At 56.1% G+C, this 19,684-nt stretch carries 19 protein-coding genes; 11 read left to right on the forward strand and 8 right to left on the reverse strand.

Annotated features, from left to right (window positions below; all coding sequences use genetic code 11):
• The first annotated feature begins 15 nt into the window (after positions 1-15).
• From hycE to hycI, 5 genes are read left to right on the forward strand one after another with little or no spacing between them, the layout of a single operon-like run.
• Positions 16-1,725, forward strand: coding sequence for a formate hydrogenlyase subunit HycE (gene hycE, locus JY391_RS04895; RefSeq protein WP_042288622.1), 1,710 nt, complete (start codon positions 16-18; stop codon positions 1,723-1,725).
• A 9-nt stretch (positions 1,726-1,734) separates the two neighbouring features.
• Positions 1,735-2,277, forward strand: coding sequence for a formate hydrogenlyase subunit HycF (hycF, locus tag JY391_RS04900; protein WP_042288620.1), 543 nt, complete (start codon positions 1,735-1,737; stop codon positions 2,275-2,277).
• Complete coding sequence (gene hycG, locus JY391_RS04905; protein ID WP_042288616.1) at positions 2,277-3,044, forward strand: formate hydrogenlyase subunit HycG; 768 nt, start codon at positions 2,277-2,279, stop codon at positions 3,042-3,044. Before hycF ends, hycG begins: the two co-directional genes overlap by 1 nt.
• On the forward strand, positions 3,041-3,451 hold the full coding sequence (locus tag JY391_RS04910; RefSeq protein ID WP_042288612.1) for a formate hydrogenlyase maturation HycH family protein: 411 nt from the start codon (positions 3,041-3,043) through the stop codon (positions 3,449-3,451). Before hycG ends, JY391_RS04910 begins: the two co-directional genes overlap by 4 nt.
• A complete protein-coding gene (hycI, locus tag JY391_RS04915; RefSeq protein ID WP_060569414.1) occupies positions 3,444-3,914 on the forward strand; it encodes a hydrogenase maturation peptidase HycI in 471 nt (156 codons plus the stop codon). Before JY391_RS04910 ends, hycI begins: the two co-directional genes overlap by 8 nt.
• 150 nt (positions 3,915-4,064) lie before the next feature.
• On the opposite strand, the gene JY391_RS04920 is transcribed toward hycI, so the two are convergent.
• The 3 genes from JY391_RS04920 to ascF form a co-directional block, all read right to left on the reverse strand.
• Positions 4,065-4,304 carry a SymE family type I addiction module toxin gene (locus tag JY391_RS04920; RefSeq protein WP_042288608.1) on the reverse strand — a complete coding sequence of 80 codons (240 nt, stop codon included), beginning with the start codon at positions 4,302-4,304 and terminating at the stop codon, positions 4,065-4,067.
• A gap of 161 nt (positions 4,305-4,465) precedes the next feature.
• Complete coding sequence (locus JY391_RS04925; protein ID WP_211935316.1) at positions 4,466-5,890, reverse strand: 6-phospho-beta-glucosidase; 1,425 nt, start codon at positions 5,888-5,890, stop codon at positions 4,466-4,468.
• A 22-nt stretch (positions 5,891-5,912) separates the two neighbouring features.
• A complete protein-coding gene (gene ascF, locus JY391_RS04930) occupies positions 5,913-7,367 on the reverse strand; it encodes a PTS cellobiose/arbutin/salicin transporter subunit IIBC (RefSeq protein WP_211935317.1) in 1,455 nt (484 codons plus the stop codon).
• Positions 7,368-7,632: 265 nt separating this feature from the next.
• Here ascF and JY391_RS04935 point away from each other — a divergent pair, with 265 nt between their 5' ends.
• The 3 genes from JY391_RS04935 to hypF all read left to right on the forward strand — a co-directional run bounded on the left by JY391_RS04935 (position 7,633) and on the right by hypF (position 11,721).
• Positions 7,633-8,646 carry a LacI family DNA-binding transcriptional regulator gene (locus JY391_RS04935; RefSeq protein ID WP_060569416.1) on the forward strand — a complete coding sequence of 338 codons (1,014 nt, stop codon included), beginning with the start codon at positions 7,633-7,635 and terminating at the stop codon, positions 8,644-8,646.
• A 145-nt stretch (positions 8,647-8,791) separates the two neighbouring features.
• Complete coding sequence (hydN, locus tag JY391_RS04940; protein ID WP_042288595.1) at positions 8,792-9,337, forward strand: electron transport protein HydN; 546 nt, start codon at positions 8,792-8,794, stop codon at positions 9,335-9,337.
• A gap of 140 nt (positions 9,338-9,477) precedes the next feature.
• Positions 9,478-11,721, forward strand: a complete 2,244-nt coding sequence (gene hypF, locus JY391_RS04945; RefSeq protein WP_211935318.1) for a carbamoyltransferase HypF — start codon at positions 9,478-9,480, stop codon at positions 11,719-11,721.
• Between the two features lie 103 nt (positions 11,722-11,824).
• Here the strand turns inward: hypF and norW are convergent, their stop codons facing one another.
• Positions 11,825-12,958: an NADH:flavorubredoxin reductase NorW gene (gene norW / locus JY391_RS04950; protein WP_060569418.1), complete on the reverse strand. Its 1,134-nt coding sequence runs from the start codon at positions 12,956-12,958 to the stop codon at positions 11,825-11,827.
• Positions 12,955-14,400: an anaerobic nitric oxide reductase flavorubredoxin gene (gene norV, locus JY391_RS04955; RefSeq protein ID WP_199957120.1), complete on the reverse strand. Its 1,446-nt coding sequence runs from the start codon at positions 14,398-14,400 to the stop codon at positions 12,955-12,957. The genes norW and norV overlap by 4 nt, the downstream gene beginning before the upstream one ends.
• Positions 14,401-14,587: 187 nt before the next feature.
• On the opposite strand from norV, the gene norR reads away from it, so the two are divergent.
• The 3 genes from norR (at position 14,588) to JY391_RS04970 (ending at position 16,993) form a co-directional block, all read left to right on the forward strand.
• Positions 14,588-16,105 (forward strand): nitric oxide reductase transcriptional regulator NorR, encoded by a 1,518-nt coding sequence (gene norR, locus JY391_RS04960; RefSeq protein WP_211935319.1) that lies wholly within the window; start codon positions 14,588-14,590, stop codon positions 16,103-16,105.
• 118 nt (positions 16,106-16,223) lie between these two features.
• Positions 16,224-16,676: an STM2901 family protein gene (locus JY391_RS04965; protein ID WP_211935320.1), complete on the forward strand. Its 453-nt coding sequence runs from the start codon at positions 16,224-16,226 to the stop codon at positions 16,674-16,676.
• Positions 16,676-16,993, forward strand: a complete 318-nt coding sequence (locus JY391_RS04970; RefSeq protein ID WP_211935776.1) for a DUF1493 family protein — start codon at positions 16,676-16,678, stop codon at positions 16,991-16,993. Before JY391_RS04965 ends, JY391_RS04970 begins: the two co-directional genes overlap by 1 nt.
• 21 nt (positions 16,994-17,014) lie before the next feature.
• Here the strand turns inward: JY391_RS04970 and JY391_RS04975 are convergent, their stop codons facing one another.
• From JY391_RS04975 to srlR, 3 genes are all read right to left on the reverse strand, one after another.
• Positions 17,015-17,497, reverse strand: a complete 483-nt coding sequence (locus JY391_RS04975) for an Hcp family type VI secretion system effector (protein ID WP_181822641.1) — start codon at positions 17,495-17,497, stop codon at positions 17,015-17,017.
• Between the two features lie 424 nt (positions 17,498-17,921).
• Positions 17,922-18,887 (reverse strand): arabinose-5-phosphate isomerase GutQ, encoded by a 966-nt coding sequence (gene gutQ / locus JY391_RS04980; RefSeq protein WP_042288584.1) that lies wholly within the window; start codon positions 18,885-18,887, stop codon positions 17,922-17,924.
• A complete protein-coding gene (gene srlR, locus JY391_RS04985; protein WP_042288582.1) occupies positions 18,880-19,653 on the reverse strand; it encodes a glucitol operon DNA-binding transcriptional repressor SrlR in 774 nt (257 codons plus the stop codon). The genes gutQ and srlR overlap by 8 nt, the downstream gene beginning before the upstream one ends.
• Positions 19,654-19,684: the final 31 nt, after the last annotated feature.

Consider the following 19,684-nt stretch of genomic DNA (forward strand, 5'->3'; position numbering starts at 1 on the left):
GAAGAGAGTTTGAGCATGTCTGAAGAAAAATTAGGTCAACACTACCTTGCGGCGCTGCACCAGGCTTTTCCTGGCGTGGTGCTGGACGAAGCCTGGCAGACCCGAGATCAGCTCACCCTTACCGTGAAGGTGAATTACCTGCCGGAAGTGGTTGAGTTTCTCTACTATAAACAGGGCGGCTGGCTCTCGGTCTTATTCGGTAATGACGAACGCCAACTGTGCGGGCATTACGCGGTTTACTACGTGCTGTCGATGGAGCAGGGCCAGAAGTGCTGGATCACAGTGCGTGTGGAAGTGGACCCGAACAAACCGGAATATCCGTCTGTTACGCCGCGCGTGCCCGCTGCCGTTTGGGGCGAGCGCGAAGTGCGCGATATGTACGGGCTGATCCCGGTCGGCCTGCCGGATGAGCGCCGTCTGGTGCTGCCGGACGACTGGCCGGACGAACTCTACCCACTGCGTAAAGACAGCATGGACTATCGCCAGCGCCCCGCGCCGACGACCGACGCTGAAACCTACGAGTTTATCAACGAGTTGGGCGACAAGAAAAACAACGTGGTGCCGATCGGCCCACTGCATGTCACCTCTGACGAGCCGGGACACTTCCGTCTGTTCGTTGACGGTGAAAACATTATCGACGCTGACTACCGTCTGTTCTACGTCCACCGCGGCATGGAAAAGCTGGCGGAAACCCGTATGGGTTACAACGAGGTGACTTTCCTTTCGGATCGCGTGTGCGGTATCTGCGGTTTCGCTCACAGCACCGCCTACACCACTTCCGTTGAAAACGCGATGGGCATTCAGGTGCCGGAACGCGCGCAGATGATCCGCGCCATTCTGCTGGAGGTGGAGCGTCTGCACTCCCATCTTCTGAACCTCGGTCTGGCCTGTCACTTCACCGGGTTTGACTCCGGCTTTATGCAGTTTTTCCGCGTGCGTGAAACCTCCATGAAAATGGCGGAGATCCTCACTGGCGCGCGTAAAACTTACGGTCTTAATCTGATCGGCGGAATTCGTCGTGACCTGCTGAAGGACGACATGATCCAGACCCGTCAACTGGCCCAGCAGATGCGTCGCGACGTACAGGAACTGGTGGATATGCTGCTCAGCACGCCCAACATGGAGCAGCGCACCGTGGGTATTGGTCGTCTTGACCCGGAAATTGCCCGCGACTTCAGCAACGTCGGCCCGATGGTGCGCGCCAGCGGTCATGCCCGTGATACCCGCGCCGATCACCCGTTCGTTGGTTACGGTCTGCTGCCGATGGAAGTCCACAGTGAGCAAGGCTGCGACGTGATTTCTCGTCTGAAAGTGCGTATTAACGAGGTTTACACTTCGTTGAACATGATCGACTTCGGCCTGGACAACCTGCCGGGCGGCCCGCTGATGGTGGAAGGGTTCACCTACATTCCGCACCGCTTCGCGCTGGGCTTCTCGGAAGCGCCACGTGGGGATGATATCCACTGGAGCATGACCGGCGACAACCAGAAGTTGTACCGCTGGCGCTGCCGTGCGGCAACCTACGCCAACTGGCCGACCCTGCGTTACATGCTGCGCGGCAACACCGTTTCCGACGCGCCGCTGATTATCGGTAGCCTCGATCCTTGCTACTCCTGTACCGACCGCATGACCGTGGTTGATGTGCGCAAGAAGAAAAGCAAGGTCGTGCCGTACAAAGAACTTGAGCGCTACAGCATTGAGCGTAAAAACTCGCCGCTGAAATAAGGAGTCGCCATGTTTACCTTTATCAAAAAAGTGATTAAAACCGGCGCGCCGACGTCGTCTTATCCGCTGGAGCCGATTGCGGTTGATAAAAATTTCCGCGGCAAACCGGAGCACAACCCGCAGCAGTGCATTGGCTGCGCGGCCTGTGTTAACGCCTGTCCGTCGAATGCGCTGACCGTTGAAACCGATCTGGCCGCTAATGAACTGGCCTGGCAGTTCAATCTCGGACGCTGCATTTTCTGCGGGCGTTGTGAAGAAGTCTGCCCGACGGCGGCGATCCGGCTTTCTCAGGAATATGAACTGGCGGTGTGGAAAAAAGAGGATTTCCTGCAGCAGTCTCGCTTTGCGCTGTGCAACTGCCGCGTATGCAACCGTCCTTTCGCGGTGCAAAAGGAGATCGACTACGCCATCGCCCTGCTGAAGCATAACGGCGACAGCCGTGCGGAGCATCACCGTGAAAGTTTTGAGACCTGCCCGGACTGCAAGCGTCAGAAATGCCTGGTGCCGTCCGACCGTATTGAACTGACTCGCCATATGAAAGAGGCCAGCTGATGAGCACATTATTAGGCCCACGCGACGCCAACGGCATTCCGGTGCCGATGACGGTGGACGAATCCATCGCCAGCATGAAGGCGTCGTTACTGAAAAACATCAAGCGTTCGGCTTACGTTTACCGCGTGGACTGTGGCGGCTGTAACGGCTGCGAAATAGAAATTTTCGCCACCCTGTCACCGTTGTTTGACGCCGAACGCTTCGGCATCAAGGTAGTTCCGTCGCCGCGCCATGCGGATATACTGCTGTTTACCGGCGCGGTGACCCGCGCGATGCGTTCTCCTGCGCTGCGCGCATGGCAGTCCGCGCCGGACCCGAAGATTTGCATCTCTTATGGCGCTTGCGGCAACAGCGGCGGGATTTTCCACGACCTGTACTGCGTCTGGGGCGGTACCGATAAAATCGTGCCGGTCGATGTTTACATTCCGGGCTGTCCTCCCACCCCTGCGGCAACGCTGTACGGTTTTGCGATGGCGCTGGGGCTGCTGGAGCAAAAAATCCATGCGCGCGCGCCGGGGGAATGTGACGAACAGGCGGCGGAAATTTTGCATCCTGACATGGTGCAGCCGCTGCGTGTGAAGGTGGATCGCGCGGCGCGGCGGCTGGCGGGTTACCGTTATGGGCGACAGATCGCCGACGATTATCTCAACCAGTTAGGTAAAGGAGAGCATCAGGTGGCGCGCTGGCTGGAGGCGGAAAACGATCCGCGCCTGACCGAGATCGTTACCCATCTGAACCAGGTTGTTGAGGAGGCTCGCATCCGATGAGTGAAACGGTGGTGTTCAGTCAACTGAGCCGTAAGTTTATTGATGAGAACGATGCAACGCCCGCCGAGGCGCAGCAGGTTGTCTATTACAGCCTGGCGATTGGTCACCACCTGGGGGTCATCGACTGCCTGGAGGCGGCGTTGACCTGCCCATGGGATGCGTATCTTGCATGGATTGCCACGCTGGAAGCAGGCAGCGAAGCTCGGCGGAAAATGGAAGGGGTGCCGAAGTACGGCGAGATCGTGATCGATTTTAATCATGTGCAAATGCTGGCGCGGGCGTTTGACAATGCGCTCGCGCGGCAAACTCCGCAGCAGCAGGCGTGGAGTAAACAAATGCTCGGCATGTTGCATGATATTCACCAGGAAAGCGCCATTTATCTGATGGTGAGGAGGCTGCGTGACTGATGTTTTATTGTGCGTCGGTAACAGTATGATGGGCGACGATGGCGCGGGTCCGCTGCTGGCGGAGAAATGCGCCGCCCAGCCACAGGGAGGTTGGGTCGTGATTGACGGCGGTAGCGCGCCAGAAAACGACATCGTGGCGATCCGCGAGCTGCGACCGGATCGCCTGCTGATTGTCGACGCGACCGATATGGGACTGAATCCCGGAGAGATCCGCGTTATCGATCCTGATGACATCGCCGAAATGTTCATGATGACCACCCATAATATGCCGCTGAACTATCTCATCGACCAGCTCAGAGACGATGTCGGCGAAGTGATATTCTTAGGCATTCAGCCGGATATCGTCGGTTTTTATTATCCGATGACCCAGCCGATCAAGGATGCGGTGGAAACCGTCTATCAACGCCTTGCCGGATGGGAAGGGCACGGCGGTTTCGCTCAGCTTGAGACGCAGGAGGCGTGATTTCAGGCGACTGAAAACGCGAAAGCACATTGCCGGATAGCGCTGTCAGCGCCTGATCCGGCAAACGGTTCTCCATCAATTCAGTGCGTCAGGCGGATAAGCGAAACATCATCAGGCTTCTGTGGTTGTCTCCGCGCTATGCCGTGCTCTTTACTCTTTCGCCTGCTCAATAATCAGTTTTCCGTGCATTACCGCCACATTAACGATCGTTCCGGTGGGAAACCCCGCCTGTTCCAGCCAGTCTCCGTTGATGGTCAACGATGCGTGCCGACTGTAGCGCCGCGTATTACCGGTTTTACGATCTTCATGCCGCTTGCGGACATAGCTGACTTTTAAGCGACGAAACGGTTTACTGATTGCGGCATTATGCGTGTCAGTTTCAAACGTCATAAACGATTCCTTGTTACCACGGTGGATGTGATTACTGTATAAAATGCCAGTAAAAATGCGTCGGGGCAAACCTGAAACTGGAAGGCGGATTCCGTAATTTAAATGCAAGAGATGTAACGAAAGGGAAGGAACTGCCGGATAAGGGTCATCCGGCAATCTGGTTACGCCAGGTCTTCGCCGTTGCTGGCAATCACTTTTTTGTACCACCAGAACGACTTTTTACGGGTTCGTTCGAGGGTGCCGTTTCCGGCGTCGTCGCGGTCGACGTAGACAAAACCGTAGCGCTTGCTCATCTCACCGGTCGACGCAGACACCAGGTCAATGCAGCCCCAGGTGGTGTAGCCCATCAGCGGTACGCCATCCTCAATAGCGTCGGCCATGGCGCGGATATGTTCACGCAGGTAGCTAATACGGTAATCGTCGTTAATTTCACCGTTCACACCGATCTCATCTTTGGCGCCGAGGCCGTTTTCCACCAGGAACAGCGGCTTCTGATAGCGGTCATACATCATGTTCATGGTGATGCGCAGACCGAGCGGGTCGATGCCCCAGCCCCAGTCACTGATCTGAAGATAGGGGTTGCGCAGCGATTTAACCACGTTAGCCGCACGGGTGTTTTGCGTGTTCATCTCCGCCGACGCACAACGCGAGGCGTAGTAGCTGAACGACACGAAATCGACGGTATTTTTCAGGATCGCATCATCTTCCGGCGCTTTCTCAATCACCACGCCTTTCTCGCGAAACACGCGAGCGGAATAAGCCGGGTAGGCGCCGCGCGCCTGTACGTCGATAAAAAACAGGTTTTCGCGGTCTTTCTCCAGCGCCATCCATACGTCTTCCGGTTTGCAAGAGTAAGGATAAAAATTACCGCCCGCCAGCATACAGCCCACCTGGTTCTGCGGGTTAATGTCATGGGCTATTTGGGTCGCCAGCGCGCTGGCGATCAGCTCATGATGGGCGGCCTGATATTTCACCTGATCCGGATTCTCGCCTTCTTCAAACACCAGACCGGCCCCCGAAAAGGGACTGTGCAGCATGATGTTAATTTCATTGAAGGTCAGCCAGTATTTCACCAGACCGTCAAACGCTTCAAAGCAGGTGCGCGCGTAGCGGGTGAAGAAGTCCACCATTTTGCGGTTGCGCCACGAGCCGTATTGCGTGACCAGATGCATTGGCACGTCGAAGTGGCAGAGAGTGACCAGCGGTTCGATACCGTACTTTTTACATTCGGCAAAAATGGCGCGGTAAAAGGCAATTCCCTCTGCGTTGGGCGTCAGTTCGTCGCCGTTCGGGTAAATGCGGCTCCAGGCGATCGAGGTGCGAAAAACGGTGAAGCCCATTTCCGCCATGAGCGCAATATCCTCTTTGTAGCGATGGTAAAAGTCGATCGCCTCATGGCTTGGGTAAAACTCGTCATTCCGCAGTTCGAAACGCTTTTCCAGACCCAGCTTAACCGGCATGCGATGCTCGCCGTGCGGGATCATATCAACGGTGGCCAGCCCTTTGCCGCCTTCGCGATACGCCCCTTCAGACTGGTTAGCGGCGAGCGCGCCGCCCCATAAGAATCCTTGCGGAAATACAGACATAGTAAACCTCAGTTAATGCCAGTCAGACGCTGGCCTCTTTTGCAGTGTTCGGTTGGGCGCCGTGGTGTTTCCGCGCCTGCGCGGCAGCGTCTTCAACGGGGAGGTCTTCAAAGCCGAGCAGTAGCGTCAGCACGAATGACAGCACCACCGCCAGCGCCATGACGCCAAACACCCAGACAATGGTCATCGGATTGGTGGGATCAAAGAACTGTACGCTGGTAAACAGGCCCGGCGCCGCCATGGAGTGGCTGGCGAGCCCCGCCATACCGGCGACCGCGCCGCAGATAAAGCCGCTAATAAGGCTTGCGATCAGCGGACGTTTCAAACGTACCGCCACGCCGTACAGCGCCGGTTCGGAAATGCCCGCCATGATGGCGGAGGCGGCAGCGGCCAGCGCGGTCTGCCGCAGCTCCGGGTTTTTAGTTTTCCATGCCACGGCAAGGGAGGAGCCGCCCAATGACAGGTTCGCGCCGATTTCAGACGGCATCACCATGCCTTCTTTGCCCGTTTCGGCGATGGTCTGAATGATGGTCGGCGTGAAAACGCGGTGCATCCCGGTCATCACCAGCAGCGGCCAGAGCGCCCCCATAATGGCGACGGAGAGCCAGCCAAGATAGCCGTGAATGGTGTAGACCAGCGCAGAGATCGCGCTTCCGATCCAGATGCCAATCGGCCCGATCAGGACGATAGCGAGCGGGGCGGCAATCAGCACGATCAGCATCGGTTTAAGGAAGTTTTTGGTGACCGCAGGCGTAATGCGATCGACCCAGCGTTCGATGTACGACAAGCACCAGGTCATCACCAGCGCCGGGATGACCGTATAGGTATATTTCACCGCCGTGACCGGGATCAGGGCAAACTCCACATGCTCGCCCTGCGCCGCTTTCGCCATCAGGTCGATAAAGCTCGGATGCACCAGCACGCCCGCAATCGCGATGGCCAGCGACATATTGGTTTTGAATTTGATGGCGGCGGACGCGGCGACCATCAGCGGCAGGAAGAAGAACGCGCCGTCGCCAATCACCGTCAGAAGTGTCAGAGTGGAGGAGCCTTTCTCCAGTACGCCAGTCATCTCAAGGATCATGGCCAGCAGTTTCAGCATCGATCCGCCGATAATCGCCGGGATCAGCGGCGACATGGTGCCGATCAGCGCATCAAGGATCCCCGCGCCTATCCGCTTCAGCGTCAGTTTCGGTTTCCCTTCGGGTTCTGCGGGCTGCATTTCGCCCGGCAGCAGGCTGACGACGTCGCGATAAGCCTGGGACACGGTATTGCCGATGATCACCTGGCACTGGTTGTCACTGCGAACAACGCCGAGTACGCCGCTGATGGATTTCAACGTGGCGGCGTCAACCTGCGAATCATCTTTGATCACGAAACGCAGGCGCGTCATGCAGTGCGTCACTGCGCTGATATTGTCGACGCCGCCCAGAGCCGTCACCACGGCGCGCGCCAGCGCTGCATAGTTTTTTGACATAGGATTTTTATCCTGTTTTATCAGTAGGGTACGTTTAATTTATGCCGTACGGTCGGGTGAGCGAGCGTCGGTTATGAAACGCTTATGAGAAACCGGTTCCACAAAATCATTAATAGTTTGTCTTTGGTTGGCAATAGATAAAAATTACTATTTTTCATAAATGTGACTTTTATCACTTATGTTTTTTGCCTCTGTTTTACCATCAGGGACAACCACGCAGCGGTGCAGTACACTGCGTCACATTGCGGGAAAAGGAAGATAAAATATGACGACGATGCTGGAGGTAGCGAAGCGGGCCGGGGTGTCGAAAGCGACGGTTTCGCGGGTGCTTTCAGGGAATGGCTACGTCAGCCAGGAGACAAAAGATCGCGTGTTTCAGGCGGTAGAAGAAAGCGGTTATCGTCCCAATCTTCTGGCGCGCAGTCTGGCGGCGAAATCCACCCAGACGCTCGGCCTGGTGGTGACCAATACCCTTTATTATGGCGTCTATTTTAGCGAGCTATTGTTTCATACCGCGCGGATGGCGGAGGACAAAGGACGTCAGTTGCTGTTGGCCGATGGTAAACACAGCGCCAGGGAAGAGCGCCAGGCGATTCAGTACCTGCTGGATTTGCGCTGCGACGCGATCATGATTTATCCGCGTTTTCTCAGCGTCGATGAGATCGATGAGATCATCGATAGCCATTCGCAACCGATTATGGTGCTGAACCGCCGGCTGCGTAAAAACAGCAGCCACTGCGTCTGGTGCGATCACAAGCAAACCAGTTTCAACGCGGTGGCGGAACTGATTGCTGCCGGGCACCGGCACATCGCCTTTATTACCGGCTCGATGGATTCGCCCACCGGGGTTGAGCGTTTGTCAGGCTATAAAGACGCGCTGACCCGACACGGTATCGCCGTCGACGAACGACTGATCGTCAAAGGCAAATGGACGCCAGCCTGCGGCGCGGCGGGGGTAAAAACGCTGCTTTCGCGCAATGTGGCCTTTACCGCGCTGGTCGCCAGTAATGACGACATGGCGATCGGCGCGATGAAGCAGCTACACGACAGCGGGCTGGCGGTACCGGCGCAGGTGTCGGTGATCGGTTTCGATGACATTGCGTTGGCGCCGTATACCCTTCCGGCGCTTTCCAGCGTGAAGATCCCGGTGACCGAGATGATTCAGGAAACCATGGGGCGTCTCATCTTTATGCTCGATGGCGGGGCGTTCACGCCGCCGAAAACCTTTACCGGTACGCTTATCCCGCGTGATTCCCTGATTTCCCGCTCGGGTCAGTAAGGGTTGTCATCCGTCATCGTCATTCGTGACGATGACACCTTTCTGGTGGGCTGATTTTTTTAAATTATTATATATAACAATAAGATAAAAACTGGCATGATTTGTGAATGCTCAGGCGCACGAACTGTCATTGCTGGAGAAATTGATGAACCGTTTCATCATTGCAGACGCCAATAAATGCATTGGTTGCCGTACCTGTGAAGTGGCCTGCGTGGTCTCCCATCAGGAAAACCAGGACTGCGCGTCCCTGACCCCTGAAACCTTTTTACCCCGCATTCATGTCATTAAAGGCGTAAATGTTTCTACCGCGACGCTGTGCCGCCAGTGCGAAGACGCACCCTGCGCCAATGTCTGCCCGAACGGCGCCATCAGCCGCGACAAAGGCTTTGTTCACGTGATGCAAGAGCGCTGCATTGGTTGTAAAACCTGCGTGGTGGCCTGTCCGTATGGCGCGATGGAAGTGGTCGTACGTCCGGTTGTTCGCAACAGCGGAGCAGGGCTGAATGTTCGTGCGGAAAAAGCGGAAGCCAACAAGTGCGACCTGTGCCATCACCGCGAAGCGGGACCGGCGTGTATGGAAGCCTGCCCGACCCATGCGCTGATTTGCGTTGACCGCAATAAGCTCGAGCAGCTCAGTGCGGAAAAACGTCGCCGCGCCGCGCTGGATTCCTCTGCGTCTTTGCTGTTCTGATCGCTGAAAATCCGCGTAAAATAGTTCAGCTTTTATGCCTGATGGCGCTGCGTTTATCAGGCCCGCAAGCGCGACAATAGGTGGGCCGGAGAAGGCGAAGCCGCCTTCCGGTACAGTGCGGATCACGGTGAGAGAAGACGATGGAAACAATCAACCATGCTGGCGTAGCGCTGCGCATTCGGGGCAAAGTGCAGGGCGTTGGATTTCGCCCTTTTGTCTGGCAACTGGCGCAGCATCTGCAGTTGCATGGCGATGTCTGCAACGATGGCGACGGCGTGGTGGTGCGTTTGCAGGAAGACCCCGCAGTATTTATCACCGCGCTTCACAAACATTGTCCTCCGCTGGCGCGCATTGACAGCGTAGAGAGAGAGCCGTTTACCTGGTCGCTGCCTCCTGCGGAATTTACCATCCGACAAAGCGCGGGCGGCGCCATGAACACGCAGATCGTGCCCGATGCGGCGACCTGCCCGGAATGTCTGGCGGAAATGAACGTGCCTGGCGAACGGCGCTACCGTTATCCCTTCATCAACTGTACGCACTGCGGTCCGCGCTTTACGATTATTCGCGCGATGCCCTACGACCGTCCTTACACCGTCATGGCGGCCTTTCCGCTGTGTCCAGCATGTGAAAAAGAGTACCGCGATCCCCATGACCGTCGCTTTCACGCCCAGCCGGTGGCGTGTCCGGCCTGCGGTCCGCACCTTGAATGGCGGAGCGGCGAAGAACGTGCAGAAAAAGACGCCGCGCTGATAACGGCGGTCAACGTGCTGAAAGCGGGGGGAATCGTTGCCGTTAAGGGCATTGGCGGATTTCATCTGGCTTGCGACGCACGAAATTCCCGGGCGGTGGCCACGCTACGCATGCGTAAGCGTCGTCCGGCGAAACCGCTGGCGGTGATGTTGCCTGACGATCGTGGCCTGCCGGAAGCGGCGCGCAACGTGTTGCGCACGCCCGCCGCACCGATTGTGCTGATCGACAAACGGCACGTGGCTGCATTATGCGAGGCCATAGCCCCCGGCCTCAACGAAGTGGGAGTCATGCTGCCAGCCAATCCGTTGCAACATCTGCTGTTACAGGAACTGGGTTTTCCGCTGGTCATGACCTCCGGCAACCTTAGCGGCAAGCCGCCAGCCATCACCAATACGCAGGCGCTGGACGATTTGCAGGCCATCGCCGACGGATTCCTGCTGCATAACCGCGACATTGTGCAGCGAATGGACGATTCGGTGGTACGCGAAAGCGGTGAAATGCTGCGGCGTTCGCGCGGGTATGTGCCGGACGCGCTGACGCTGCCGCCGGGATTTCGCGACCTGCCGCCGATGTTGTGCCTGGGGGCGGATCTGAAAAATACCTTCTGTCTGGTGCGTGGCGGGCAGGCGGTTCTCAGCCAACATCTGGGCGATCTGAGCGATGATGGCATCCAGAGCCAGTGGCGCGAGGCGCTGCGCTTGATCCAGAACATCTACGACTTTACGCCCCAGAGGCTGGTTTGCGATGCCCATCCGGGTTATGTCTCCAGCCAGTGGGCTGGCGAGATGGCGTTGCCGACGGAAACGGTGCTTCATCATCACGCCCATGCGGCGGCCTGTCTGGCCGAACACGGCTGGCCGCTGGACGGCGGCGATGTTATCGCCCTGACCCTGGACGGTATCGGCATGGGAGAGGCGGGCGCGCTGTGGGGCGGCGAATGTCTGCGGGTAAATTACCAGGACTGTGAACATCTCGGCGGGCTGCCAGCCGTGGCGCTCCCGGGGGGCGATCTCGCCGCGATTCAGCCCTGGCGCAATCTGCTCGCCCAGTGCCTGCAGTTTGTTCCTGACTGGCAGCAGTCGCCAGAAACCGCCGCGGCGCAGCAGCAGAACTGGCCCGCGCTGGCCCGCGCCATTGAGCGAGGGATCAACGCGCCGCTGGCCTCTTCCTGTGGTCGCTTATTTGACGCTGTGGCGGCGGCGTTGGGCTGCGCGCCCACGTCGCTCAGCTATGAAGGCGAAGCCGCCTGTGCGCTGGAAGCGCTGGCCGTTCAGTGCGATGATGTTTCACATCCGGTGACGTTACCGTTGAGCGGAAACCTGTTGGATCTGGTGACCTTCTGGCGGCAATGGCTGGACTGGCAAGCCCCGCAGGCAGAACGCGCATGGGCATTCCATGACGCGCTGGCGCAAGGGTTTGCCACGATGATGCGCAAGCAGGCCACTGCGCGGGGGATCTCCACGTTGGTCTTTAGCGGCGGCGTGATGCACAACCGTTTGTTGCGGGCGCGACTGACGGTTCACCTGTCTGATTTTAATCTGCTGTTTCCGCAGCAGCTCCCGGCGGGCGATGGCGGACTTTCGTTTGGGCAGGGCGTAATTGCGGCGGCGCGCTGGCTGGCGCGGCATAAATAAAAAAGCCCCGGGACTGCCGGGGCAAAGCAACAAGCAATAATGAACGTCCGTGTTCGTGAGGTTAATAAAGCAGGGGCATTGTGGCCGGAGGACGCGGCAGGCGTTACGCCGGCAACGATTTCAGCAGGGCGAAGGCCTCTTTCATGCGATCTTCGCTCACGACAAAGGCGCAAAGTTGCCCTTCCTCGTTCATCCCCTTTGCCACCATTCCGTCGGATTCCGCGCTGATCTGCCAGGCGAGATCGCGTCGCTGGGTTTCTCCGGCAAGATGCAGCGGCAATTCCGGGGTTTTGACTTTTACCAGCATGGCGGGCAGCTTCAGCGGCGCGTTGCCGCCGAGCAGGTTTTTCGCCAGGTACATTGCGCTAAGCTGTATCGGTTGCAGGAATGGCAGTACCTGACCGTTGATTTCTGCGCAGTCGCCAATGGCATAAATATCCGCGTTGCTGGTTTGCAGACAGGTATCCACGCAGACGCCGCGATTCACGTTCACACCGGCGCGGCGCGCCAGCGCGGTTTCCGGTCGCAGGCCGGTGGCGGCAATCACGGCATCCACTTCGATGCTGCGTTCGCGATCCAGCGCGGCGCGAATACCGGTGGCGGTTTTTTCCAGACGCTGTAACTGTGACTTCAGCAGCAGATGCACGCCCATGTCGGTAAGCCGGTGCTGTAAGCGACTGCTCACTTCCGGCGGCATCAGCGAGGCGAGAAGGCTGGCGGCGTTGTCGATCAGCGTGACCGCCTTGCCCGCACGGCAAAAATCCATCGCTAATTCGCTGCCGATAAGACCGCCCCCGACAATCAGCACCCGCTGGGCGTCGCGCAACTGCGTTTCACAGGCGCGGTATTCTTGCTGGCTGTTTAACGTGAGCATTAACTCACGTCCCGGGACGGGCGGAACAAAGGCTGCCGCGCCCGTGGCAAGGACCAGCTTTTCATACTGCCATTGCGTATCCTGACTTTTCACCACGTGGGCGTCGGCATCGATGTCGGTCACCCAGGTATGCGGGAACAGGCGCAGGTTGAACTGTTCGGCAAACTCGCCCGCCGACTGGCGGGTGAGATCGTCGGCGCGTTGCGACTGGCTTATCACATGGCTGAGATCGGGTTTGTTGTACTCGTCCATGCTATCGGCAGCAATCAGGGTTAACGGGATTTCCGCGTCCTGTTTACGGATGTTTTTCACTAACTGGCGGGCGGCAAAGCCCGAACCAATGATAACGATTCCCCGGTTCATTTTGCCTCCGTCGCCAGCTCGTCGAACACGTCCTTACCTAATGAGCATTCCGGGCACAGGAAGTTGTCCGGAACCTCACTCCACGGCGTACCCGGTGCGACGTCCTGCAGCGGCTCACCTTTTTCCGGGTCGTAGATCCACTGACAGACGCTGCACTGCATGCAGGGGCCGAGATCGGCGGTCGCAGGGGCTTCAACTGGCGCGCTTTCTGCTGCTACCGCTTTCGGCGCGGCTTCCGGCAGCGGTGCGAGCGCCCACTGACGGGCAATGTCGCGCCCGTGCTGACGGCACAGTTCCAGCGCGTCCAGATCCGGACGCCATTTCGCCTTCAGGCTCAGGGACATCTCAAAGCCGGCATCCTGCAGGCGGGTAGAGAGACGATCAACCGCGCCGCCGCTCCAGCCGTGAGAACCAAAAGCGCTGGCGCGCTTGTTACGAAAGCGCAAGCCGGTCATCTCTTCCACCAGTCCGGCGATTTTTGGCATCATCACATTATTCATCGTCGAGGTACCGACTAGTACGCCTTTGGATCGGAAGACGTTGGTCAGGATTTCGTTTTTGTCGCTGCGGGCGACGTTAAAGATTTTTACCGCCACGTTTGGGTCAACTTCGTTAATCCCCTGGGCGATGGCATCCGCCATCATGCGGGTATTGTTAGACATGGTGTCATAAAAGATAGTGATGCGATCTTCCTGGTAGTCCGCCGCCCATTTCAGATACAGTTCAACGATTTGCGTGGGATTATCGCGCCAGACCACGCCGTGGGAGGTGGCGATCATATCGACCGGCAGGTTAAAGCCGAGGATTTCAGTGATCTTGGGCGTCACCAGGCGGCTGAACGGCGTCAGGATGTTAGCGTAGTAGCGTTGGCACTGTTCAAACAGTTCGGTTTGATCCACTTCATCATTGAACAGACGTTCGTCGCAGTAGTGCTGGCCGAAGGCGTCGTTACTGAACAACACCGCATCGCCGGTCATGTAGGTCATCATACTGTCCGGCCAATGCAGCATCGGGGTTTCGACGAAGATCAGCTGTTTGCCGTTGCCGATATCCAGTGTGTCGCCAGTTTTCACTACCTTAAAGTTCCATTCCGGATGATGGTGATGGCCGGTGATCGAATCGATGGCGTTGGCGGTGCAGTAGATTGGCGTGTCCGGGATCTGAGTCATTAGCTCCGTCAACGCCCCGGCATGATCTTCTTCCGCGTGGTTAATGATGATGTAATCGATATCCGCAAGGTCAATTTCACCCCGTAAATTCTGTACGAATTCGCGGCTGAATTTATGATCAACGGTGTCGATCAGTACGTTTTTTTCTTCGCGAATCAGATAGCTGTTATAGCTGCTGCCGCGCAGCGTTTTGTATTCGGTGCCGTGAAAATCGCGTACTTCCCAGTCACGTTGGCCAACCCAATGAATGTTATTTTTAACCAGAATAGACATAGCAACCTCAATTAATTCAGCGTTGTTCAAAAGTGTTGCTTTGCTTATTGCAGGTTACGTGCCAACTATTTATCTCTTTGATTTTTAATGATTTGTTATTTTTTATATTTATAGTGATAGTCAAAAAGACTATGATTAATGATGTCAATATGACATTATGTATTGTCAAAATGACAATGAGGTAGCCATGAGTTTTTCCGTTGACGTACTGGCGGGGATCGCCATCGAATTACAGCGCGGCGTCGGGCATCAGGATCGCTTTCAGCGCCTGATAACCACGCTACGCCAGGTGCTGGAGTGCGATGCTTCCGCGCTGCTGCGTTATGAGGCGCGCCAGTTTATTCCGCTGGCGATCGACGGTCTGGCGCAGGACGTGTTGGGCAGGCGCTTTACCCTGGAAGGTCACCCGCGTCTGGAAGCCATCGCCCGCGCCGGGGACGTGGTGCGTTTTCCCGCAGACAGCGATCTGCCTGACCCCTACGATGGGCTGATTCCCGGTCAGGAGAGTTTAAAAGTGCATGCCTGCATCGGCCTGCCGCTGTTTGCCGGGCAAAACCTGATCGGCGCGCTAACTCTTGATGGTATGGAGCCCGACCAGTTTGACGTTTTCAGCGATGAGGAGCTCCGCCTTATCGCCGCGCTGGCCGCTGGCGCGCTCAGCAATGCGCTGCTGATTGAACAACTGGAAAGTCAGAATATGCTGCCCGGTTCGACGACCGATTTCGGCCAGGTAAAAGAGACGCAGATGATTGGCCTGTCGCCCGGCATGATGCAGTTGAAAAAAGAGATTGAGATTGTGGCGGCGTCCGATCTCAACGTTCTGATCAGCGGCGAAACGGGTACCGGGAAAGAGCTGGTGGCAAAAGCGATTCATGAAGGTTCGCCGCGCGCGGTAAATCCGCTGGTGTATCTGAACTGTGCCGCGTTGCCGGAAAGCGTGGCGGAGAGCGAACTGTTTGGTCATGTCAAAGGCGCGTTTACCGGGGCCATCAGCAACCGTAGCGGGAAATTTGAAATGGCCGATAACGGCACGCTGTTTCTGGATGAGATCGGCGAGCTGTCGTTGGCGTTGCAGGCCAAACTTTTGCGCGTCTTACAGTACGGCGATATTCAGCGGGTTGGCGACGATCGCAGTCTGCGGGTGGACGTACGCGTACTGGCGGCCACCAACCGCGACCTGCGCGAAGAGGTGATGGCAGGGCGCTTTCGTGCTGACTTGTTCCACCGCCTGAGCGTTTTTCCGCTGTCCGTTCCCCCGCTGCGCGAGCGCGGGGAGGATGCGGTGCTGCTGGCGGGCTATTTCTGCGAGCAGTGCCGGTTGCGGCTGGGTCTTTCCCGGGTGGCGCTGAGTCCGGGGGCGCGAAATTATCTGCTGAGCTATGCCTGGCCGGGTAACGTCCGTGAGCTGGAGCATGCGATTCACCGCGCAGTGGTGCTGGCGCGGGCGACACGGGCCGGGGATGAAGTGGTGCTGGAAGCGCAGCATTTCGCTCGCCTGGACGATGCCCCCGCTTCGCAAACAGACGTTGCGCCGGAGATGCCGCAGGCGGTTAATCTGCGTGATGCTACCGAGTCGTTTCAGCGCGAGACGATCCGCCGTGCGCTGGCGCAGCATCATCACAACTGGGCGGCCAGCGCCCGGGCGTTAGAAATGGACGTCGCCAACCTGCACCGGCTGGCGAAGCGTCTGGGGTTGAAAAGTTAGAGTACGCGCGGGGACGTTCTGGTCCGATTCACATTTTTATAGTGCTTGTTTAATACAACGGTGTATCTGGTAGTTATAAGGACTTATTGTATTGCAAGCGACTAACAGGGATGAAGAGATGGATACAGTAGAAGAACTGGGCGGCACATATTTTTATCACGGCAACGAGAACGTAACGCCAACGGAGTTATTCTGGCTTATCTTTGCGGAAGGGCTTGCAAACCATTTGGGAGTATCAGTTGAGACCGCTGCTACTATTTTGGCGGGGCTACCTCTGCTGCCTAAACGGCAGGTTTTGGGGGCGACAGGTTCTCGCACCAGCGTAGCCTCTAAACTAGCCCGTCGGATTTTTAAAGATGCCCGCTTTCCGGATGGATTGAGAGGCGAAACCACTATCGGCATGGGCAGAAAAAGTTATACAAACAAGATTGGCTCAGCAGTAGGCAGAGCCGTTCCATATGTAGGCTATGCTCAGGCAGTCATTATTTTCGCCCTTGTTGCCCAAGAGACGAGAAACAAATACAACCAGATAGCGCGGCCGAAGGATCGGATCGCATGGACCTATTTCTAATGCTATTACCTGATGAACAAGAATTTTTAAGTTACGTCACCGAGAACTACAGCGAGCGCAAACGCCCTGCTCAGAAAGAGTGGGCGCTGCAGGAATACTTTAATTTTGTGCCAGAAGATCTCGAAGATATGCTCATTGACCTGTTCACCCGCTATGGCATCGAGCACAGTAATTTTAATTTGGACAACTACTTTATGCCGGAACTGTACTGGTGGCAGTGGAAGCGCAAAAAGGAATGGGTTGGGCGGCAGCTTAAATCGCTCACCCTTGAAATGATCATTGAATCCGCAAAGGCTGGCCGCTGGTTGTATGATTAAGGGGCGTTCTGCCCCAAATGCTTAGACTGTCTGTCGGTCATTCCAGGAATCAGTGAAAATAATGTTTCCGTCGTTGTGCTTCCAGGTGATTTTCTCGTAACGCATTTCCACGGTTTCCATGTGGTTCTCATTTAGGTTATTTCCTGTGGCCATCGCTGGGGAAATAGACACAATACGCACTCCTTCAAGTAACATGTTGAAGTATTCAGCTTCCATTCCGGCATCGTTAATACGGTACCATTTAATTTCTGCGGACTGGAGTTTTTGCCCGGTTGCTACGGCCTTATAGAGATAAGGGCTGGAGCAGTCGAAATCTTTTACGATGAGCATCGGTGAATGCATGCGTGTCCCGGTTACTTTGCCGGTTGCGTTGTCAGTAGGGATCATGAGGTTATGGTGAAATCCTTTAACTTCAATTGTGTAGTCCCTGTCTTTAACATCTACGCCACCTTTAATTAAAGCGCCGCCATCGTCCTTAAGCCACATATAAGCTGGGATTGGCATTTATTTCTCCTTTTTTAGGATGCTGGAGTTTGCGTACTCAAAAATATGAATCATATTTATTTTTCATGAAAGAATGTAATTTATTGATGTGAGCAATATTCATTGTTATTACTCAGAAGTAAAAATTAATTCTTCTTATTATAAACATAAGCATTAGATGCAATGCAAATAGATGTTTTCCCACAAGTGTATAACCAGATTAAATTATTTGTTTTAATCTTTTAAGTTCTATTTTAGAAAATTGAGGTCAATTTCAGCTAATACCTCAGCGGTAATACTGAGTATGGCCGCGGTATCTCCGCGGCGCACAATAGACTGCTCAAGGACATAACAGGGTAATCCCGGTGAATCATATCCTTTAAGCCCATCAGGACTTGCAAATCGCATACTCTGATGTAATTTGCAGCCTGAAAAATAAAAGCAGCTACAGGATCCCGGCCTGGTAGAAATCCTGCAGGTTGATGGCTCCGGTGAGCTTGCCGTTTTCATCAACCACCGGCGCGGCGGTGATTTTGCGTTTCATCAGGATTTCTTTGGCGTCGATAGCGCGACTGTCGGCCTGAAGCGTAATGCCATTGTGGGTCATCGCTTCGCTGACTGGCGTGGTCAGCGCGCCACCGCCCACTAACCAGCGGCGCAGGTCGCCGTCGGTAAAGACGCCTTTGACCTGCATTTGCGCGTCACAGACGGCGACCAGGCCGAGTCCGGTACGGCTTAATTCGAGCATGGCATCCATCACGCTGGTGGACAACTGAACCTGCGGCACCGCGTCGTCGCGCCGCATCAAATGATGCACCTTATTCAGCAGACGCGCCCCGAGCGCTCCCGCCGGATGCGAGCGGGCAAAATCCTCTTCATTGAAGCCGCGCGCCTGCATCACCGCCATTGCCAGCGCGTCGCCCATCATCAGGGTGTTCACCGTGCTGGACGTGGGGGCCAGGTGCATCGGGCAGGCTTCCCGTTCGACCGAAATATCCAGAACGGCTTTGGCCGCCAGACCCAGCGGTGAGTTCGGCTTGCCGGTCATCGCCAGCAGGGTAATGGATTTGTCTTCCAGGCGCGGGATGATCAGATCCAGCTCTTTAGCGCCGCCCGAATAGGAGATAAACAGCATCACGTCCCGGCTTTCTATCATCCCGAGATCGCCGTGTAGCGCTTCCGCCGGATGAACGAAAAAGGCAGGGGTGCCGGTGCTGGCGAGGGTTGCGGCGATTTTTTTGCCGATATGCCCGGACTTGCCAATACCCGAGACAATCACTTTGCCTTCACAGTGGATAATGGTGTTGGCAGCGCGAACAAAATCGTCACCCAGGCGTTCCGGCAGGCGGCTGGCTTCCTGCAGTTCCAGCAGCAGTGTTTGACGGCCAGCGTTCAGTAGTGCATCACTCATTTGTTTCTCCGGTTATGATCACGTCTATCCCTTTTTCTTCCAGCGCCTGACGAAACGCCGGATCGATACCGGCATCGGTAATCAGCTTATCGACGCTCTCCAGACTGCAAACAACGTTGGGACTTTTGCGGCCAAACTTCGACGAGTCGGCCATCAGTATGACTTCGCGCGCGGCGTTACACATCGCTTTGCTGACGGTGTAGACCTCGTTAAAGGTGGTGACGCCTGCGTCGAGGTCAATGCCGTCGGTGCCCATAAAGAGTTTATCAAAACTGAACTGCTCAAAGGCGTTCTCTGCCAACTGACCGTGAAATGACGCAGATTTTTTACGAAAGGTGCCGCCGGGCATCAGGATGGTTTGTTCATTGTCCAGCTCTGACAAGGCGTTAACAATATGGAGGCTGTTGGTCATGACGGTGATATTGCTGAAGCGGGTGAGCATTGGCACCATCTGTAATACGGTGCTTCCGGCATCCAGAATGATCGAATCGCCATCATGGATAAACCTGACAGCCGCTTCGGCGATGCGTTCTTTTTTATGCGTATTGATCAACGTCTTGTGATCGATAGGCGGATCGGATTCTTCTTTGTTTAACACTACGCCGCCATAGGTGCGAATGACGGTACCGGCATTTTCCAGAATGACCAAATCCTTGCGAATGGTGGTGCCCGTGGTGTCAAAGTACTGGGCCAGTTCCTCAACCGAGCATTTCCCCTGCTTTTGCAAATGCTCCAGAATGGCAGCCTGACGCTGACGAGGTTTCATAGGCGTGATTACCCTGAATTGAAGTTTCGAA

It is taken from the genome of Citrobacter sedlakii (genome assembly GCF_018128425.1).
Classification (GTDB): Bacteria; Pseudomonadota; Gammaproteobacteria; order Enterobacterales; family Enterobacteriaceae; genus Citrobacter_A; species Citrobacter_A sedlakii.

Excerpts from the sequence above, each read along its gene's own strand:
- ascF (WP_211935317.1), bottom strand. The coding sequence starts at position 7,367 with ATGTCAAAAAACTATGCAGCGCTGGCGCGCGCCGTGGTGACGGCTCTG.
- hycF (WP_042288620.1), top strand. The coding sequence starts at position 1,735 with ATGTTTACCTTTATCAAAAAAGTGATTAAAACCGGCGCGCCGACGTCG.
- norR (WP_211935319.1), top strand. The coding sequence starts at position 14,588 with ATGAGTTTTTCCGTTGACGTACTGGCGGGGATCGCCATCGAATTACAG.
- JY391_RS04965 (WP_211935320.1), top strand. The coding sequence starts at position 16,224 with ATGGATACAGTAGAAGAACTGGGCGGCACATATTTTTATCACGGCAAC.
- JY391_RS04935 (WP_060569416.1), top strand. The coding sequence starts at position 7,633 with ATGACGACGATGCTGGAGGTAGCGAAGCGGGCCGGGGTGTCGAAAGCG.
- hydN (WP_042288595.1), top strand. The coding sequence starts at position 8,792 with ATGAACCGTTTCATCATTGCAGACGCCAATAAATGCATTGGTTGCCGT.
- hycG (WP_042288616.1), top strand. The coding sequence starts at position 2,277 with ATGAGCACATTATTAGGCCCACGCGACGCCAACGGCATTCCGGTGCCG.
- JY391_RS04970 (WP_211935776.1), top strand. The coding sequence starts at position 16,676 with ATGCTATTACCTGATGAACAAGAATTTTTAAGTTACGTCACCGAGAAC.
- norW (WP_060569418.1), bottom strand. The coding sequence starts at position 12,958 with ATGAACCGGGGAATCGTTATCATTGGTTCGGGCTTTGCCGCCCGCCAG.
- JY391_RS04925 (WP_211935316.1), bottom strand. The coding sequence starts at position 5,890 with ATGTCTGTATTTCCGCAAGGATTCTTATGGGGCGGCGCGCTCGCCGCT.
- hypF (WP_211935318.1), top strand. The coding sequence starts at position 9,478 with ATGGAAACAATCAACCATGCTGGCGTAGCGCTGCGCATTCGGGGCAAA.
- JY391_RS04910 (WP_042288612.1), top strand. The coding sequence starts at position 3,041 with ATGAGTGAAACGGTGGTGTTCAGTCAACTGAGCCGTAAGTTTATTGAT.
- srlR (WP_042288582.1), bottom strand. The coding sequence starts at position 19,653 with ATGAAACCTCGTCAGCGTCAGGCTGCCATTCTGGAGCATTTGCAAAAG.
- JY391_RS04975 (WP_181822641.1), bottom strand. The coding sequence starts at position 17,497 with ATGCCAATCCCAGCTTATATGTGGCTTAAGGACGATGGCGGCGCTTTA.
- gutQ (WP_042288584.1), bottom strand. The coding sequence starts at position 18,887 with ATGAGTGATGCACTACTGAACGCTGGCCGTCAAACACTGCTGCTGGAA.
- hycE (WP_042288622.1), top strand. The coding sequence starts at position 16 with ATGTCTGAAGAAAAATTAGGTCAACACTACCTTGCGGCGCTGCACCAG.
- norV (WP_199957120.1), bottom strand. The coding sequence starts at position 14,400 with ATGTCTATTCTGGTTAAAAATAACATTCATTGGGTTGGCCAACGTGAC.
- JY391_RS04920 (WP_042288608.1), bottom strand. The coding sequence starts at position 4,304 with ATGACGTTTGAAACTGACACGCATAATGCCGCAATCAGTAAACCGTTT.